Origin of the sequence: Pelomonas sp. Root1217, from assembly GCF_001425705.1 — a bacterium.
GTDB lineage: Bacteria > Pseudomonadota > Gammaproteobacteria > Burkholderiales > Burkholderiaceae_C > Pelomonas.
The window spans coordinates 370891-386564 of the sequence record NZ_LMDC01000001.1 but is presented as its reverse complement, the minus strand read 5'-3'; the positions used below and the strand labels follow the sequence as shown (position 1 = coordinate 386564).

Annotated in this window: 18 protein-coding genes; 9 read left to right on the top strand and 9 right to left on the bottom strand. The window is 69.2% G+C overall.

Going from position 1 to position 15674, the window contains the following annotated elements; genetic code table 11:
* Nucleotides 1–38 precede the first annotated feature (38 nt).
* The 3 genes from ASC95_RS01895 (at nt 39) to ASC95_RS01885 (ending at nt 3458) form a co-directional block, all read left to right on the top strand.
* The gene (locus tag ASC95_RS01895; RefSeq protein ID WP_057296096.1) at nt 39–1853 is read left to right on the top strand and encodes a bifunctional diguanylate cyclase/phosphodiesterase; all 1815 of its coding nucleotides are present in this window, start codon (nt 39–41) and stop codon (nt 1851–1853) included.
* 102 nt (nt 1854–1955) lie between these two features.
* Nucleotides 1956–2819 carry a 3',5'-nucleoside bisphosphate phosphatase gene (locus ASC95_RS01890; RefSeq protein ID WP_235537657.1) on the top strand — a complete coding sequence of 288 codons (864 nt, stop codon included), beginning with the start codon at nt 1956–1958 and terminating at the stop codon, nt 2817–2819.
* Nucleotides 2820–2822: 3 nt separating this feature from the next.
* The gene (locus ASC95_RS01885; protein WP_057296095.1) at nt 2823–3458 is read left to right on the top strand and encodes an L-threonylcarbamoyladenylate synthase; all 636 of its coding nucleotides are present in this window, start codon (nt 2823–2825) and stop codon (nt 3456–3458) included.
* An 83-nt stretch (nt 3459–3541) separates the two neighbouring features.
* Here the strand turns inward: ASC95_RS01885 and ASC95_RS01880 are convergent, their stop codons facing one another.
* Nucleotides 3542–5524, bottom strand: a complete 1983-nt coding sequence (locus ASC95_RS01880) for a DUF4253 domain-containing protein (RefSeq protein ID WP_057296094.1) — start codon at nt 5522–5524, stop codon at nt 3542–3544.
* 231 nt (nt 5525–5755) lie between these two features.
* Here ASC95_RS01880 and ASC95_RS01875 point away from each other — a divergent pair, with 231 nt between their 5' ends.
* Nucleotides 5756–6037 (top strand): hypothetical protein, encoded by a 282-nt coding sequence (locus ASC95_RS01875; protein ID WP_057296093.1) that lies wholly within the window; start codon nt 5756–5758, stop codon nt 6035–6037.
* Between the two features lie 95 nt (nt 6038–6132).
* Here ASC95_RS01875 and ASC95_RS01870 read toward each other — a convergent pair whose 3' ends face one another.
* Nucleotides 6133–6477 carry a glutaredoxin family protein gene (locus ASC95_RS01870; RefSeq protein ID WP_057296092.1) on the bottom strand — a complete coding sequence of 115 codons (345 nt, stop codon included), beginning with the start codon at nt 6475–6477 and terminating at the stop codon, nt 6133–6135.
* A gap of 19 nt (nt 6478–6496) precedes the next feature.
* Entirely contained in the window at nt 6497–7402 is a 906-nt protein-coding gene (gene ppk2, locus ASC95_RS01865; protein WP_082567418.1) for a polyphosphate kinase 2, read from the bottom strand.
* Between the two features lie 130 nt (nt 7403–7532).
* Here ppk2 and ASC95_RS01860 point away from each other — a divergent pair, with 130 nt between their 5' ends.
* Together ASC95_RS01860 and ASC95_RS01855 are read left to right on the top strand one after the other, a co-directional pair.
* Complete coding sequence (locus tag ASC95_RS01860; protein ID WP_057296091.1) at nt 7533–7913, top strand: BlaI/MecI/CopY family transcriptional regulator; 381 nt, start codon at nt 7533–7535, stop codon at nt 7911–7913.
* On the top strand, nt 7906–9147 hold the full coding sequence (locus tag ASC95_RS01855) for a M56 family metallopeptidase (protein ID WP_082567417.1): 1242 nt from the start codon (nt 7906–7908) through the stop codon (nt 9145–9147). The genes ASC95_RS01860 and ASC95_RS01855 overlap by 8 nt, the downstream gene beginning before the upstream one ends.
* Here ASC95_RS01855 and ASC95_RS01850 read toward each other — a convergent pair.
* The gene (locus tag ASC95_RS01850) at nt 9129–9908 is read right to left on the bottom strand and encodes an MBL fold metallo-hydrolase (RefSeq protein WP_057296089.1); all 780 of its coding nucleotides are present in this window, start codon (nt 9906–9908) and stop codon (nt 9129–9131) included. The two genes, ASC95_RS01855 and ASC95_RS01850, sit on opposite strands and share 19 nt — an antisense overlap.
* Before the next feature lie 129 nt (nt 9909–10037).
* On the opposite strand from ASC95_RS01850, the gene ASC95_RS01845 reads away from it, so the two are divergent.
* Entirely contained in the window at nt 10038–12053 is a 2016-nt protein-coding gene (locus tag ASC95_RS01845) for a DEAD/DEAH box helicase (RefSeq protein WP_057296088.1), read from the top strand.
* 4 nt (nt 12054–12057) lie between these two features.
* Here the strand turns inward: ASC95_RS01845 and ASC95_RS01840 are convergent, their stop codons facing one another.
* The 5 genes from ASC95_RS01840 to ybaK all read right to left on the bottom strand — a co-directional run bounded on the left by ASC95_RS01840 (nt 12058) and on the right by ybaK (nt 14500).
* Nucleotides 12058–12417, bottom strand: a complete 360-nt coding sequence (locus ASC95_RS01840) for a RidA family protein (RefSeq protein ID WP_057296087.1) — start codon at nt 12415–12417, stop codon at nt 12058–12060.
* On the bottom strand, nt 12414–13082 hold the full coding sequence (gene plsY, locus ASC95_RS01835) for a glycerol-3-phosphate 1-O-acyltransferase PlsY (protein WP_057296086.1): 669 nt from the start codon (nt 13080–13082) through the stop codon (nt 12414–12416). The genes ASC95_RS01840 and plsY overlap by 4 nt, the downstream gene beginning before the upstream one ends.
* Nucleotides 13083–13112: 30 nt before the next feature.
* Nucleotides 13113–13424: a hypothetical protein gene (locus ASC95_RS01830; RefSeq protein ID WP_057296085.1), complete on the bottom strand. Its 312-nt coding sequence runs from the start codon at nt 13422–13424 to the stop codon at nt 13113–13115.
* Between the two features lie 77 nt (nt 13425–13501).
* Complete coding sequence (locus ASC95_RS01825) at nt 13502–13975, bottom strand: MgtC/SapB family protein (protein ID WP_057296084.1); 474 nt, start codon at nt 13973–13975, stop codon at nt 13502–13504.
* Between the two features lie 36 nt (nt 13976–14011).
* Nucleotides 14012–14500, bottom strand: a complete 489-nt coding sequence (gene ybaK / locus ASC95_RS01820; RefSeq protein WP_057296083.1) for a Cys-tRNA(Pro) deacylase — start codon at nt 14498–14500, stop codon at nt 14012–14014.
* A 262-nt stretch (nt 14501–14762) separates the two neighbouring features.
* Between ybaK and ASC95_RS01815 the strand changes: the two genes are divergently transcribed.
* Complete coding sequence (locus ASC95_RS01815) at nt 14763–15311, top strand: DUF2975 domain-containing protein (protein ID WP_057296082.1); 549 nt, start codon at nt 14763–14765, stop codon at nt 15309–15311.
* 133 nt (nt 15312–15444) lie between these two features.
* Entirely contained in the window at nt 15445–15672 is a 228-nt protein-coding gene (locus ASC95_RS01810) for a helix-turn-helix transcriptional regulator (RefSeq protein ID WP_056198653.1), read from the top strand.
* Nucleotides 15673–15674: the final 2 nt, after the last annotated feature.

The following is a 15674-nucleotide window of genomic DNA, read 5'->3' as shown; positions in this document are numbered from 1 at the left end:
TCAAGAATCCGCCCGGCCAGCCAGCCCGGAGCCTCCTCATGCGCGCCACCGCGCCCGATCCCCTTGCCGACGCTCTCGATCGCTTGATCGAGCAGCGCAGTTTTGACATCCACTTCCAGCCCCTGGTCGCCATCGACCGGGCGGACATCTTTGGTTTCGAGGCTCTGACCCGCGCGCCTGCCGACGGGCCGCTGCATTCGCCCCTGGTGCTGTTCGAAGCCGCCGCCCGACTGGGCCGTCTCGTCGAGTTGGAGCACCTCATCGTGCGCCGCGCCATCCAGCGCTTCAAGGCCTTGGGCCTGCCGGGCCAGCTCTTCATGAACGTGACGGCCGACACCCTGCTCGGCGCCCGCGAGCATGCCGGCCTGCTGGCGCGGGAGTTGGCCGAGCTGGGCCTGCCGACCTCGCGCGTCGTCATCGAACTGACCGAAACCCGCCCCATCGAAGACCTGGCCCAGCTCGACGATGCGCTGCAGGCGCTGCGCGACCTCGGATTTCGCGTGGCGCTGGATGACCTCGGCGAGGGCTTCGCCTCGCTGCGCCGCTGGATGGAAATGCGGCCGGACTTCGTCAAGATCGACCGCCACTTCATCGACGGCATCGCCCAGGAGCCGCTCAAGCAGCAATTCGTGCGCTCCATCGTCGAGATGGCCGCCACCAGCGGCTGCGAAGTCGTCGCCGAGGGCCTGGAGCAGGAGCCCGACCTGGACGTGCTGCGCCGCTTGGGGCTGACCATCTGCCAGGGTTATCTGTTCGCCCGCCCGAGCGCGGCGCCGCGTGCATCCCTGAGCGCGCAGTGGAGCGGGCGGCTGGCCGCCGACGCCCAGCCGCGCCTGCTGCAGAACGACCTGGCCCTGCCGCTGGGCCAAGGCGCCATCAGCAGCGCCGCGCAGCTGGCCCGCCGCAACCTGACCGTCACGGCCGAGACCAACTGCCGCAGCATCGTCGACCTCTTCCACCGCGACGAGCAACTGCTCGCCATCCCCGTGCTGGACGCCCAACAGCGGCCGATTGGCCTGCTGCGCTCCCTGCATGTGCTCAAGCGCAGCACCGAGCGCTATTTCATGGACATCTTCGACAAGCGCAGTTGCGTCGAGCTGATGGACCCCAACCCGCTCGTGTTCGACGTCAGCACGCCGCTGCGCGCGATGAGCGATGCCATGGCCAACCTCGACGAGCGTTTACTGATCGACGGCTTCATCGTCACGCGCGACGGCGGCTACCTCGGCTCGGGCCGCAGCTCCGACCTGCTCAAGGCCGTGTCCGACCTGCAGGTGCATTCGGCGCGCTACGCCAACCCGCTGACGCTGCTGCCTGGCAACGTGCCCATCGACAACCACCTGGACCGCCTCATCGAGGCCGCCGAGACCTTTGCCGCGGTGGTGTGGGACATCGACCACTTCAAGCCCTTCAACGACGTGTATGGCTACCGCATTGGCGACGACATCATCCGTCTGGCCGCCCGCGCGCTGACCCAGGCCGCCGACCCGCAGCTGGATTTCGTCGGCCACATCGGCGGCGACGATTTCGTCATGGTGTTGGGCAGCACCGACTGGGAGGACAGGCTCAACCGCGTCTGCCAGGCCTTCGATGCCGGCGTGCGCAGCTTCTTCTCCGCCGAACACCTGGCTGCTGGTGGCTACATCACACTGAACCGGCAGAACCAGCCCAGCTTCCACCCGCTGCCCACCATCTCGGCCGGCGCGGTACTGCATCTGCCCGGCAGTTTCGACAGCGCCCGCGCGCTGAGCGCCGCCCTGGCCGAACCCAAGCGCGTCGCCAAGGGCCGCGCCGGTGGCAGCCGCTTCTTTGTCGACCGACGCATGCCGCAGCGCGCCCTGCTCGCGGCCTGAGCTTTTCCCCTACAAGCAACCTGCGCGTGCTCACGTCAGGGTCAGGGCCGTCGGAAGGCCGCTTGAGCAGGAGGGAGGAGAAGCGCTTCCTACAATGGCACGGTGAACCTCGACCCCACCCTGAACGCCGACCTGCACTGCCATTCCGTGATTTCGGACGGCACGCTGACGCCCGAGGCCCTGGCCGAACGCGCCAAGGCAGGCGGCGTGGCCCTGTGGTCGCTGACCGACCATGACGAGATCGGCGGTCAGGCCCGCGCCATCGCTGCTGCCCGCGCCAACGGCCTGGCCTATCTGACCGGCACCGAGATTTCGGTCAGCTTTGCCGGCCGCGTCGTGCACATCGTCGGCCTGGGCTTCGACCACGAGGCGCCCGAAATCATCGAGGGGCTGCGCACCACCCGCGGCGGCCGCGAAGCCCGCGCCCGGGAAATGGCTGCGGGCCTGGCCGAGGTAGGCATCCACGGCGCCTTCGAAGGCGCGCTGAAGTACGTCGGCAACCCTGACCTGATCTCGCGCACCCATTTCGCGCGCTTCCTCGTCGATGCCGGCCATTGCAGCGACATTCCCGAGGTGTTCCGGCGCTTCCTGACGGAAGGCAAGCCCGGCTTCGTGCCGCACAAGTGGGCGGCGCTGAAAGACGCAGTGGGCTGGATCACCCGCGCCGGCGGCGTCGCCGTCATCGCCCATCCGGGCCGCTATGGTTTCACGCCGACGGAAGAGTACGCACTGATCACCGAGTTCATGGCCCACGGCGGGCGCGGTATCGAGGTCGTCACCGGCAGCCACACGGCGGCGGAGTTCGTGCAATACGCCGACACGGCCATCGAGTTCGGCCTGCTGGCCTCGCGCGGCTCGGACTTCCACTGCCCCGAGGAAAGCCGCATCGACCTGGGCACCCTGCCCGCGCTGCAGGGCCGGCTGACGCCGGTGTGGGCAGAACTGGCCGATCGGATTCACACCTGAACCATGGCCCAGCTCTTCGAAGTCCACCCCGACAACCCGCAAGCGCGCTTCCTGCGCCAGTGCGCCCAGATGCTGCAGGCAGGCGGCATCGGCGCCGTGCCGACCGACTCCAGCTATGCCTTTGTCTGCCACCTCAACGACAAGGGCGCCGCTGAGGCCCTGCGCCGCGTGCGCGGCGTGGATGACAAGCACCACCTGACGCTGCTGTGCCGCGACCTGTCGGAGCTGGCCACCTATGCGATGGTGGACAACCGCCAGTACCGGCTGCTCAAGCTCGCCACGCCCGGCGCCTACACCTTCATCCTGCCGGCCACCAAGGAGGTGCCGCGCCGCCTGTCCCACCCGAGCCGGCGCACCATCGGCCTGCGGGTGCCGGAGCACAAGGTCCTCCAGGAGCTGCTGGCCCTGTTCGGCGAGCCGCTGCTGTCAACGACGCTGATTCCACCCGGCGAGACCGAGCCGATGAACGACGCGGCCGATGTCTGCGCCCGGTTGGACCGCCAGTTGCAATTCGTGCTGGACGCCGGCGCCTGCCCGGCCCAGCCGACCACGGTGCTGGACCTGAGCCAGGGCGACGAGCCCGTGCTGGTGCGTCAGGGGCGGGGCGACCTGGCGAGGCTGGGGCTTCAGCTGGACTGACGGGAGCTCATGCCTGCCGCTTTGCATGCGGCAGTCCTTCGTCAGGCGTCGGACAGCACGCAGGTGCTGTCCTCGGTCCTGACTCAGTCCCACCAGAAGTACCAAACCGGGGCTTCGAGCAGCGTCGCCGCCAGCGCGGCCGTCGTGCCCACGCCCTGCTCGACGATGTCCGGGCAATAGGCCTGCTGCTCGACCGCCAGCGCCAGGGCGGCCTTGCGGTCTGCAGGTGGGCGGGCAACGCAACACTCCACCACAGCCTCGCTGATCGCGATCGGATCGGCGCCGCAGCGTTCGCGCCAGTGGCGGTGCAGCGCCACATGCACCTCGGGCCCGGGGCAGTCGTTCCAGCCGCCGTAGCCGAGGCGGGCAAACAGCTCGCAGGGATCATCCAGCTCGACAAGGCCGATGAACTGCAGCGGCTTGAGGTGGTTTGACAGCACGTCGAACTGAGTCTGCACCAACCGGGCCGGCTCGGCGTCGCCATCGCGCCAGCGCGGCGCCTTCGCCTGGCCGTTTGCGCGCAGCCACTGCTCAGCGTCCACATCCCGCGACGCGGCCAGGGTGGCCTGGCCGCCGTCCGTGGGTGGCTCCAGGCTCTCCAGCAGGGCTGCCAGGTCGGCCGCATCGCCAATGAGGAAGGGGTAGAGCCGGCTGCCCTGCGCGAAGGCGCGCCGCAAGGCATGGACCTGCTGGAGCGCATTCACGCCGCGCACGCTGACGGTCTTGAACACGCCGTGGTCGGCCTGCAAGCCGGGTCGTTGCGCCTCGGTCGAGGGCGGGCGGGGCAGCGCGGGGACCTGGGCAGTCGCCTCCAGCAGCCAGGCGGCCTTCAACTCGTCCACGAGCAGCGCGTTCTCGGCTGTCATCAGCAAGGGCCTGGTGCTTGCCAGTGCCGCCCGTGCGGCGTCCGTGCGGCCGGCCTGGTGCAGGGCCAGCGCCCACCAGCCGGCGCCGATGCCGAGAAAGGGCCAGACCGCAGGGCCCGCCGAGGCTTGAGTGACCCTGGCTTCCATCCAGGGCGTGAGCCTTTCGAGGGCGCCGGGCTGCCGGTCCCGCACCTCCAGGATGCCGAGCGCAAAGTCCCGCCAGGGCGCCAGAGCAGGGTTGTCAAAGTGCCCGGCATGGGTCGACAGCAGCGACCGTGCGGCCTTCGGTGAACCGGCGCGCGCTTCCCGCAGCGCGAGGTCCAGCAATTGCATCGCGGCCCATTGGCCGGCGTCGATGAGCCGTTGGCGCAACTGCTCGGCCTGCTCATGTTCGCCGGCCTCCTGACAGACCGCCATGCAACGCATGTCGAAGGTGCCCGGCGCAAACGACTCGGCGGTGTCCCGCCACGGGGCCAACCCGGCCAGGGCTGCGTCCAGACGGCCTTCCGCGGCCCAGGTCTTGGCTTCCCGCACCGCCAAGTCCCACAGGATCTTCAGTTCGTTCCCGGCAGCGAGCAGGCGCCACATTCTGGCAATGCCTTCGCGCACCTTGGCCGGGTCGCCCAGGGCCTCGGCCGCCACGATGGCCGCAAAGAGCTGGGGCCTCACCGCACTGGCAAACGGGCCCTGGGTCATCTCGTCGGGCGGAAAGTCCGGCACCGCGAACGACAGGCCGGCCAGGCCGCGCAGCAGCTTGCCGACGCCATCCAGCGCTGCCTGCAGCGGCTGTGGCGGCGCCAGCAGGCGCCGGCGCAGGTCGGCGAGGGAGGCCTGCCAGGCCTCGGCACTGTCGCTCTCGTCCCACAGCTCCTTCAGTTCGGATTCGTCGCCACCGATGCGTTCCAGCACGGCGAGCGCCCGCTTCACCAGTGGCTCCGGCGGCACCAGCCGGGTGCGCGCGATCCAGTCCTCGGCGATGTCAGGGCAGCTCTCCTCCCCGGCGTGGCCACGCAACCGGGCGATCAGTTCGACAGCCGCCAGGGCCTCGGTCGCCAAGGGCGCTTCCAGACAGCCGCCACTCTCGTCGAGGACCGCATCCAGCGCCGCTTCGAGCAGCGACAAGTCGTCCACCGCCTCCAGGCCATGGACCCAATCGAGGGCGTCGTCGTTGCCAAAGGCTTCATGGCTCCAGGCTCCCATGGCGGTGTACCGGGCGACGCCGGTGTGGTGGTGATGGCGACGCAGTGTAGGAAGCGCCCGGCGCGACCCGCCGGCGATATTCACATCCTCAGTTCATCCGCCGCGCCTGCAGTTCATCCAGCGCGGCTCGCGCTTGATCGCAGGCGCCTGGAAGAGCCCTCGCCCAATGACGAAACTGACTCCATCGAACAAGCAATCACGCGGTTCGAAACCCACCGAACGGAGTCCATCATGAGCCTGCAAACTGCCTTCACCGCCGCCGTCCTTGCCCTTTTCGCCGTCGCCGCGCAAGCCGGCCCGCAGCCCACCGTCAAGCTGGAACGCGTCGTCATCACCGGCAAGGCCGTGCGTGCTGAAACTCAAGTTGTCGCCCAGCTGCCGCGCGTCGTCGTGACCGGCCACGCACAGCGTGAAGTAGCGCAACTGCCCCGCGTCGTGGTCGTCGGCTTCAGCGAAGCCACGCTGGCCCGCCAGACCCTGGCCGCTGCCAAGACCAGCACCAAGCGCATCTGAACCGGCATCGATCCCTATGCAGATGACGCCTTTTCTCCCTGCCGTCGAGCCGAGTCGCCAACGCTGCTGAGCCAGCGTTGCCGACTCGGTTCGGCCTATTTCAGGATCTCCAGCAGCCGCGCCCGGTCAAAGCCGATGACGCGCTGGCCGCGCACGACCAGCGTCGGTGTGCCGACGGCGCCGAGGGCCTGGTAGTCGCTCAGGCACTGGGCATCGCGCTCGATGAAGCACTCGCTGAAGGGCACGCCCTCCTGAGTCATCCAGCGTCGGGCTGCCAGGCAATAGGGGCAGGTCTCGGACGAGATCATGCGGATATCGCCCGGCCTGGCGCGCTGCTTCAGCAACTCACCGTCCTGCGCTGCAACATGCCCGCGCCAAGCCCAGGAGGCCAGTGCGGTCAGCGCAACGACGGCGAGCAGTGAAAGCGGGGGCCACTTCATGGCCCCATGCTAGACCGGCTCAATAAACCTCGGGCACGATGATGTCGTCCGGCACGGGGTTGCGCAGGTAGTCCTCGCGGCGTTCGCGCGCGGGCAGATCGATGTCGGCGTGCGGCACCTCCTGGTAGGGCATCTGGCCCAGCAGGTGATGGATGCAATTCAGCCGCGCGCGCTTCTTGTCATCCGCCGGCACGACCCACCAGGGTGATTCGGGGATGTGGGTGCGCTCCAGCATCACCTCCTTGGCCGACGTGTAGGCCTCCCAGCGCCGGCGCGACTCCAGGTCCATGGGGCTCAACTTCCACTGCTTGAGCGGGTCGTGGATGCGGCCCAGGAAGCGCACGCGCTGCTCGTCGTCGCTGATCGAGAACCAGTACTTGATGAGCTGGATGCCTGAGCGCTGCAGCATGCGCTCGAACTCGGGCGCGGAGCGGAAGAACTCCTCGTACTGCTCGTCGGTGCAAAAGCCCATCACGCGCTCGACACCGGCGCGGTTGTACCAACTGCGGTCGAACAGCACGATCTCGCCGGCCGCCGGCAGGTGCGACACATAACGCTGGAAGTACCACTGCGTGCGCTCGCGGTCGTTGGGCGCCGGCAGCGCGGCCACGCGGCACACACGCGGGTTCAACCGCTGCGTGATGCGCTTGATGACGCCGCCCTTGCCCGCCGCGTCGCGGCCCTCGAACAGGATGACGACCTTGTGGCCCGTGTGCTGCACCCAGTCCTGCAGCTTGACCAGTTCGCTCTGCAGGCGGAACAGCTCGCGGAAGTAGCGCCGCCGCTCAATGGCTTCACCGGTCGGCACGTCGCTGGCCATCACACCGTGTTCGCGGTCCTCGAGCTCAAGCTCCAGTTCCTCGTCGAAATCGTCCTGCAGGTCGCGGTGAATGCGCTTCACCAGTTCGTCTTCGATGTGGCTCACGAGGGCTCCCGGCCGCAACAGCGGCTGTAGGCCGCGAGCCTAGGCGGAAGATATGGCACGGCCGTGACAAAGGGGCTTGACGACGTCGTTTACACGCGTAATCATTCACCATCGTTTACGCCCGTAATCAATGACCAGGCCACCCACTCCCATCAGCGACGCCGAAGCCCAGGTCATGCGCCTGCTCTGGCAGCGCGCACCCCAGGCCGCCGACGAGATCGCCGCGGTGCTCGGGCCCCGGCAAGGCTGGCAGCTCGCCACCGTGAAGACGCTGCTGAACCGGCTGCTGAGCAAAGGCGCCGTGACGGCCGAGCGCGACGGCCGGCGCTTTCTGTACGCGCCCGCCGTGCCCGAGGACGCCTGGGTGGCCGACACCGGCCTGTCGCTGATCGACCGGCTGTTCGGCGGGCGCCTGGCGCCACTGGTGGCGCAGTTCGCGTCGGAGCGCAAGCTGAATGCGGACGACATCGCGGCGCTGAAGGCGCTGTTGAAGGAGCAGGGCCATGACTGAGGCTTTGCTCGCCATGCTCGCGCGACAGGCACTGCTCTTCAGCGTGGCTATGCTGCTGCTGTGGGCGCTGCGGCCGCTGTTGTTGAAGCGCCTGGGCGCAACCGCCGCTTACACGGCATGGCTGCTCGTGCCGGCATTGCTGCTGACGCCCGCGCTGCCACGCCTGGCGCAGGAGCCGCTGCATCTTGTGCTGCAGGCCGCGGGTGCTCCTGCAACGCCGGCTCTGCCTGCACTGCCGGCGCCGACGACGGACATGGCAGCTGTGTGGCTGGCACTGTGGCTCGCGGGCGCGGTGCTGGTCGCCCTGGCTCGCGCCCACCAGCAATGGCAGCTCGCCCACCTGGGCGATGTGCTGCCCGCCGGCAGCAGCCCCGCCCTCGTCGGCCTGCTGAGGCCACGCATCGTGCTGCCGACCGATTTCGAGCAGCGCTTCCCGCCCACTCAGCGCGAACTCATCCTGGCCCACGAGGAAGTGCATCGCAAGCGGCTGGACAACCTGTGGAACCTCCTCGCCTGCCTGCTCACTGCGCTGCACTGGTGGAACCCGCTGGCCTGGTGGGCCGCGCGGCGCTTCCAGGCTGACCAGGAACTCAGCTGCGATGCCGCGGTGCTGGCCTCAAGGCCGGGCGCCTTGGCCGACTATGTCCGCGCGTTGCTGGCCGCCCATGATCTCCACAGCCTCGGCGCGCCACTGGCGAGCCGCTGGGGCAGTTCCCACCCTCTCGTCGAAAGGATCGCCATGTTGAACCGCCCGCACTTCTCGTCACGCCGGCGTGGCGCCGCACTCGGGCTGGCGCTACTGGGCGTTGCCGGCCTGGCCTATGCAGCGCAGAGCTCGGTGCCAGCATCGGCGGCCGACGCCGCCGCGCAGCAAAAGGTGGAGATCCGCCTCAATGTGTCGTCAGGTGAGTTCAAGGCCGCACCCCGGCTGATCACGACGCTGGGCACCCGCAGCAGCCTGCAATGGGGCGCCACGGCGGCCCAAAGCTGGCGGCTGGACTTGACCGTCACACGCACCGAGGATGGCATGCTGCGGGTCCTGACCCAGCCCAGCTACGGCGGCAAGGCGCTGGGGCAGCACACCGGCGTGCAGGCATCCGGCAAGTCTTTCGGGCACCGCATCGGCGGCGCTGACGGCATACCCGCATTGCAGATGACGCGCGTCGTCACCCTGCTGCCAGCGGATTTCAAGCTGCCGGCCAAGGCCGCCAGTGCTCAACCCGGCACCCGGTAATTCGCCGCCCCGAACAGATCGATCCCGCATTCCAGCCGCTCCACCCAGTCGATGAATTCGCCCACCGCGGCGCCCACCATTGGCGCGCCGTGCTGGGGCGCGATCATCGCGATGTCGAGTTGCCGCACCATGGTCGCCCACAGGCGCAGCACCTTGTTGCTGACCATGTAGCGGCGGTGAAAGCCTTCCATGCGCGGGATGTGCTCGGCCAGTGACCTGACCGGTTTCTCTGGGTTGACGCTCGCGCCGAGCGAGGCCCCGAGGTCGCCCGAGAACAGGATGCGGCTGACCGGGTCGTAGAACTGGAAGTTGCCCTCGGCGTGCAGGAAGTGCGCCGGCAGCGCCCAGAGCTCGAAGCGCTCCGACCCCACACCCAGATGCAGGCGCTCGCCCGCGTCCGGCAGGCCGACGACGCGGCCCACCGTCTTGCCCGCCTTGCAGAAATGCGGCGCGAAGCGCTCCCACAGCCGCGAGATGTAGACCGGTGCGTCGGTGGCCGTCATCCAACGGTCCAGCGAGGCAATGATGTCGGGATCGGCATGCGAGGCCAGGATGGCGGCCAGCTTGTGCGGCGGGAAGAAGGCCGACATGCCGAGGTAGAGCTCGTTGTAGGCGATGTTGCCGCCGGGGTCGAGGATGGCGCCGGTGTCCCCATTGACCAGCAGGAACTGGTTGGACTGCACGGCGTTGCCGCCCTCGTCGCCGAGGCGCGAAAACATGACGCAGACGTGCCGGCCCTGACGAAACAACTCGATGGACATGCGAAAGGACTCTGGCAGTGGCGGGGTGCGCAGGCTACGCGGCCGCGCAGCACCTGCCCTTGACTGCGGTCAAGGGCAGGTGCTTTGACGGGACCGCTACAGTCGCGCCCTCCCGAATCACCCCGACCCATGAGCCTCGCCGACCTCCGCGCGGCGCTGAAAGCCGAGCTGTCGGCCACGCCCGAGTACTACGACTTCAAGGTGCAGCACACCGAACGCGACGGTGCGCTGTGGCGGGTGACGCTGGAGCCCGGCCATGTGTTCGCCGAGGGCCAGCGGCCCGGCGCCGCTTCGGCGCAGGCGCTGCTGGATGACAGCCTGGACGGTGCCAGCGCCTGGTGGGGCGCGCCGAGCAAGGGCGGCGCCAGCGTGCTGGCCGTGCTGGCGGAGGACGACCAGCTCGTGCTGCAGAACGCCAGTGGCCCGCCGCCGCCGGCCGGGCACCTGATCCGCCTCTACCCGACGCGCTTCCTGAACGCCGTGGCCGACGCCTGGTGGGACACGGCCTGGGCCGAGCAGGCGCTGGCCTGCCTGCCCGACCTTTCGAACCCACGACCTCTGCACGGCGGCACGGCGTTGACCGGTGAGCCCTTCCGCTGGCTGCGCCCGGCGCAACGCGCGGCGCTCGCGCTGGCGGGCCACAGCAGCGGCTTCCTGTGGGGGCCACCGGGCACGGGCAAGACCACGACGCTGGGCGTGCTGCTGGCCGAATACCTGGACCGCCACCCGCACGCCCGCGTGCTGCTGCTGTCCACCACCAACCAGGCGGTGGACCAGGCCACGCTGGCCGTCGACAAGGCCCTGCACAGAGGCCGCCGCGAGCACCTGCGCGCCGAAGTGCAGCGCCTGGGCACACGCTTCGACGCCGCGGCCTACGAAGGCCGCGAGCACCTGATCCCGACGCAGGACCGCGATCTCATCACCCGCCTGGCTCGCGCTGAAGGCCAGCGGCCATCAGCCCGTGATGCGCTCGCGCTCAAGGCCTGGGCCGACCGCGTCGCCGCACTGCGCGACGAGCTGCGCGCCGCTTCGCTGAAGGTGCTGCAACGCTGCCGCCTGGCCAGCATGACGACGACGCGCGCAGCCTTCACGCTGAAGACGCTGCGCGAGCTGCAGCCAGATGGCGAACCGCCCTTCGACCTGCTGGTGTTCGACGAAGCCAGCCAGGTGAACCTGGCGCATGCCCTCGTGCTGATGCCGCTGGGCCGCGCCCGACTGTTTGCGGGTGACCCGCAGCAGCTGTCGCCCGTGCTGCGCAGCGACGACCGTCTGGCCCGGCGCTGGCTGGGCCGCTCGGCCTTCGCCGAGATGCCGCGCGGGCCGTCCGTCGCGCTGCTGGACGAACAGTCGCGCATGGCGCCGCCGATCGGCGAGCTGGTCAGCCAGCTGTTCTACGACGGCGCACTGCGCGTGGCAGCAGACGCCGAGGCTTCGGCCAGCTGGCAGGCTGCTCGCCAACGCAGTCTGGGCGACATCGGCGCCAACGTGCATGTGCATGTCCACCATCTGAAGACGGATGGCGGCTGGTCGGCCGCGGAGCGCGGGCCGGTGCGGCGCGAGTCGGCCGAAGCCATTGCCGAGTTGGTGGAGCGTGCGTTGGCCAGCGGCTCCTGGCAGGCCGAGGAACTGATCGTGCTGACGCCGTTCCGTGCGCAACGGGCGCTGATCCGCCAGCGGCTGCGTGCGCGCGGCCTGCCCGAGACGCTGCGGGTCAGCACCGTGCACCGCGCCCAGGGCAGCGAGGCGCCGGTGGTGCTGTTCGACCCGGCGGATGGCGCCCAGCCCTTCCTGCACGGCGACGAGGCACAGCGCCTGCTCAACGTCGCGCTGAGCCGGGCGCAGGCCAAGCTGGTGCTGTTCGTGTCGCCCGCCGATGCGGCCAGCCCGCTGCTGGCGCCGCTGGTGCAGCGGCTGCGCCTGGCCGGAGACACCCGGGACGCCCTGCCTCTGCAGGAACTGGCGCGCGAGCCGGGCTTTCCCGCCAATGCGCTGGGGCGGCGCGTGGCCGCCGGGCGGCAGGTGGGCGAGGTGGCGCGCATCAGCGCCGACGGGCGTCAGTTCTGGCTGATCAACGCGCGCACCGGCGCGGAGCAACTGATCGACGCGGAGTTCTGGCGCCGGCGCGCGCAGGGCGCACCGGCGTAGCCCTTCAGACCGCCGCCGTGATGACGATCTCCACCTTCCACTCCGGCCGCGCCAGGCCGGCGATGACGGTGGCGCGCGGCGGCGTGTGGCCGGCGGGCACCCAGGCGTCCCAGGCGGCGTTCATGCCGGGGAAGTCGGCGCGGTCGGCCAGGTAGATCTGGGCGCGCAGGATGCGGCTCTTGTCGGTGCCAGCGCGCTCCAGCAGCTTGTCGATGGCGGCCAGCACCTGGGCCGTCTGGCCGGTGGCGTCGGCGCTGGCGTCCTCAGGCACCTGGCCGGCCAGGTAGGCGACGCCGTTGTACACGGCCATCTCCGACAGGCGGGCGCCGATGTCGAAACGTTCAACGGGGGTGGAGGCGGTCATGCTTTCTTCCGGTGCTTGGTGGATTTGACGGGATGCGATGCCGGCACAGCTTTCTCTGCCTTGTGCCCGAGCTTGCTCTCGGTGCCGGCCAGCAATTTCTTGATGTTGGCCGAATGGCGCCACACCAGCAGCAAGCCCATGATGATCAGGGCGAGCGCGGTCGGGCCGGCTTCCCAAATGAGCAACTGATACATCGGCGCGAAGGCGGCCGACACGATGGCGGCCAGGGACGAATAGCGGCTGAACCAGGCAATGATGAGCCAGGTCGCCAGCGTCGCAACCCCTAGCAGGGGGTTGAGCCCGAAGATGACGCCGGCCGCCGTGGCCACACCCTTGCCGCCCTGGAATCTGAAAAACACCGGCCACAGATGGCCAAGGAAGGCCGCCAGGCCCACCAGCGCCGCGGTACCCTCGCCGAGGCCGAATCGAGGCCCCCAGATGAAGACAGCCAGCACCGGCAAATAGCCTTTGAGCGCATCGAACACCAGCGTCAGGATGGCCGCGGCCTTGTTGCCCGAGCGCAGCACGTTGGTGGCACCGGGGTTGCCCGAACCATAGGAGCGCGGGTCCGACAGGCCCATGGCGCGGCTGACGATGACGGCAAAGGACAACGAGCCGACAAGGTAGCCGACGAGGGCGGCCAGCAGGGGAAGGACGGTTTGCATGGGGCGGCATTGTCATGCAGCCCGGCCGTGTCAATGCTGCCGAGCCCGCCACCAGACCTGCAGCCGCCGCCCCTGCTTCAGCAGGAACAGGATGAAGCGCCCCACCGGCTTGCGCAGGAACGGCAGGTCCTCGGCCAGCAGCAGCAGGCCGATGGGCAACCACTCGATGCCGATGACGGGCAGGAACCAGAAGACAGCGGCGGCAATGCACAGCAGGCCAGCAGGGATGCGCACCCACACCCCCCGGGGGCTGTGCAACCAGGCCAGGCAGCGCGCGGCGCGCCTGGGCAGCAGGGCCTCCAACTGGGAGTACGCCAGGTCCAGCGTTTCGCGACCGTTCATGGCGGAGCTTCGCGTCGACATCGCGGGCAGTTTCGCGAGCGCCTGCCAGGCATCCCGTAGGACGAGGCCGCGAATGCTCAGCGCCTGCCCCGGCCGACCAGCCGCGGCAGCACCGCAAGAACCGCCAGGGCCAGCAGCGCGCTGATCAGCGCCGTCGTCTCCCGGCCCAGGCCGCAGGCCACGCCGATCGCTGCCGTCATCCAGATGCCGGCCGCCGTTGTCAGGCCCTGGGTGTCCTCCTCGGTGCGGTGCTTGATGATGGCCCCGGCGCCGAGGAAGCCGATGCCGGTGACGATGCCCTGGATGACCCGGCTCATGTCGGCCACGGCCATGCCGCCGAGCTGCGGCACCAGCACGAACAAGGCTGCACCCATCGCCACCAGCATGTGCGTCCGAATGCCGGCCGCCTTGCCCTGGCTCTCGCGCTCATAGCCCAGCACGCCACCCAGCAGCGCCGCGAGCAGCAGCCGCGTCATGAGGCGGGTGACCTGCTCCACATCGGGCGCGTCAGAGAACTCGGACTGCAGGGTCTGGAGAACGGTGGCCCACATGGCCGCCTGCTTGGCAAGCCGCGCGCCCGCGCCGGTTCAGTTCGCGCAGGTCACCGGCCGCGCGTCCAGCAGCTCGGTCAGCACCTGGGGCTCGATGCCGACCAGGTAGCCGCGCCGGCCGCCGTTGATGCAGATCTTCGGCAACGCCAGGATCGAAGCCTCGACGAACACCGGCATGGGCTTGCGCACGCCGAAGGGCGAGGTGCCGCCGACCTGGTAGCCGCTGTGGCGCTGCGCCACTTCGGGCTTGCAGGGCTCGACCTTCTTGCAAGGGATCTGCCGCGCCAGCTCTTTCAGGCTGACCGTGCGGTCGCCATGCATCAGCATGATCAGCGGCTCGGCCTTCTCGTCCTGCATGACCAGGGTCTTCACGACGGCGTGTTCCTCGACGCCCAGCTGCTTGGACGACTCGGCCGTGCCGCCATGCTCGATGTAGTCGTAGACGTGCTCGGTGAAGGCGACACCAGCGCGCTTCAGCGCCTGGGTCGCCGGGGTTTCGCTGACATGGGCGGTCTTCTTGCTCATCCTTTCATTCTCGGGGACTGGGACCCCTCGCCCGGTCCCCGCGCCGCTGAACGCGGGCGAGCCCAGTCGGTCCCCCGTGGGGACGGCGATGCTTGCGGCATTGAGCCGCAAGCACATCGCCAGCCTGCCGGCTTGGGAGCGGCCCGGCGCGCGGCACGCAGGTTTGAGACCTCGCCCATGGCGCGATTCGCTGAAATAATTCTGTTTCGCGGCAATGAATTATTGTTTTACAGTAAGTTTTTTCAGGTTTTCGAAGACCCCCATGCCCGACTCCTTCTCCGCCGACGGCCTGCGCCGCATCCGCCGCCTGGCCTGGGTCGTGCGGCTGCTCTGCCTGTTCGGCGTCGTGGTCATCGGCACCCTGCCCTTCATCTTTTGGGCGGAGGCCGATTGGGTGGCTGACGTGGCCGCACGCACCTGGAACCTCAGCCGCATACAGCTCGACACGGGCACGCGGCTGTGCGGCCTTGCAGCCTCCATGCTGCCCACGCTGGCCAGCCTGTTCGCGCTGTGGCAGATGTGGTCGCTGTTCGGCTGCTTTGCCCAGGGCGAGCTGCTGGCGCGCCGGCCGGCCCAACATCTGCGCCGGCTCGGCCTGGGTCTGTGCGCATTGGCCGCCGCGCAGCCGCTGGGCCAGACCCTGGCCATCCTCGCGCTGACCTGGGGCAATCCCAAGGGCGAGCGCCAGCTCTGGTTTGGCCTGTCGGGCGACCACTACCTCGCGCTGCTCTTCGGGTTGCTGCTGCTGGCTCTCGCGCAAGTGCTGCACGAGGCGGCTCGCGTAGCTGACGAGAACGCCGAGTTCGTTTGAGATGAAAGCCAAAGGCAACCACAGAGGCACAGAGGCACAGAGGAAGCCACCCAGTTCTTCTCTGTGTCTCTGTGGCTCTGTGGTTGCATTCCTGCATTCGCTGCGGGCGGCGCACGCTGCGACGGACAACTGAATGCCCATCGTCGTCACCCTCGACGTCATGCTCGCGCGCCGCAAGATGCGCTCGCGCGAGCTGGCGGAGCGCGTGGGCATCACCGAGGCCAACCTGTCCCTGCTCAAGAGCGGCAAGGTGCGCGGCGTGCGCTTCGACACGCTGGCGCGCATCTGCGACGCCCTGCAATGCCAGCCGGGCGATCTGCTCGCCTGGGAACCCGGCCCCGAGCCGCCCGAAGAACCCTGACC

Bases quoted from the DNA above. Each gene is read 5' to 3' on its own strand.
- ASC95_RS01880 (WP_057296094.1), bottom strand. From the start codon at position 5,524: ATGGGAGCCTGGAGCCATGAAGCCTTTGGCAACGACGACGCCCTCGAT.
- ASC95_RS01810 (WP_056198653.1), top strand. From the start codon at position 15,445: ATGCCCATCGTCGTCACCCTCGACGTCATGCTCGCGCGCCGCAAGATG.
- ASC95_RS01895 (WP_057296096.1), top strand. From the start codon at position 39: ATGCGCGCCACCGCGCCCGATCCCCTTGCCGACGCTCTCGATCGCTTG.
- plsY (WP_057296086.1), bottom strand. From the start codon at position 13,082: ATGCAAACCGTCCTTCCCCTGCTGGCCGCCCTCGTCGGCTACCTTGTC.
- ASC95_RS01830 (WP_057296085.1), bottom strand. From the start codon at position 13,424: ATGAACGGTCGCGAAACGCTGGACCTGGCGTACTCCCAGTTGGAGGCC.
- ASC95_RS01885 (WP_057296095.1), top strand. From the start codon at position 2,823: ATGGCCCAGCTCTTCGAAGTCCACCCCGACAACCCGCAAGCGCGCTTC.
- ASC95_RS01845 (WP_057296088.1), top strand. From the start codon at position 10,038: ATGAGCCTCGCCGACCTCCGCGCGGCGCTGAAAGCCGAGCTGTCGGCC.
- ASC95_RS01875 (WP_057296093.1), top strand. From the start codon at position 5,756: ATGAGCCTGCAAACTGCCTTCACCGCCGCCGTCCTTGCCCTTTTCGCC.
- ASC95_RS01840 (WP_057296087.1), bottom strand. From the start codon at position 12,417: ATGACCGCCTCCACCCCCGTTGAACGTTTCGACATCGGCGCCCGCCTG.
- ASC95_RS01825 (WP_057296084.1), bottom strand. From the start codon at position 13,975: ATGTGGGCCACCGTTCTCCAGACCCTGCAGTCCGAGTTCTCTGACGCG.
- ASC95_RS01850 (WP_057296089.1), bottom strand. From the start codon at position 9,908: ATGTCCATCGAGTTGTTTCGTCAGGGCCGGCACGTCTGCGTCATGTTT.
- ASC95_RS01855 (WP_082567417.1), top strand. From the start codon at position 7,906: ATGACTGAGGCTTTGCTCGCCATGCTCGCGCGACAGGCACTGCTCTTC.
- ASC95_RS01870 (WP_057296092.1), bottom strand. From the start codon at position 6,477: ATGAAGTGGCCCCCGCTTTCACTGCTCGCCGTCGTTGCGCTGACCGCA.
- ybaK (WP_057296083.1), bottom strand. From the start codon at position 14,500: ATGAGCAAGAAGACCGCCCATGTCAGCGAAACCCCGGCGACCCAGGCG.
- ASC95_RS01860 (WP_057296091.1), top strand. From the start codon at position 7,533: ATGACCAGGCCACCCACTCCCATCAGCGACGCCGAAGCCCAGGTCATG.
- ASC95_RS01815 (WP_057296082.1), top strand. From the start codon at position 14,763: ATGCCCGACTCCTTCTCCGCCGACGGCCTGCGCCGCATCCGCCGCCTG.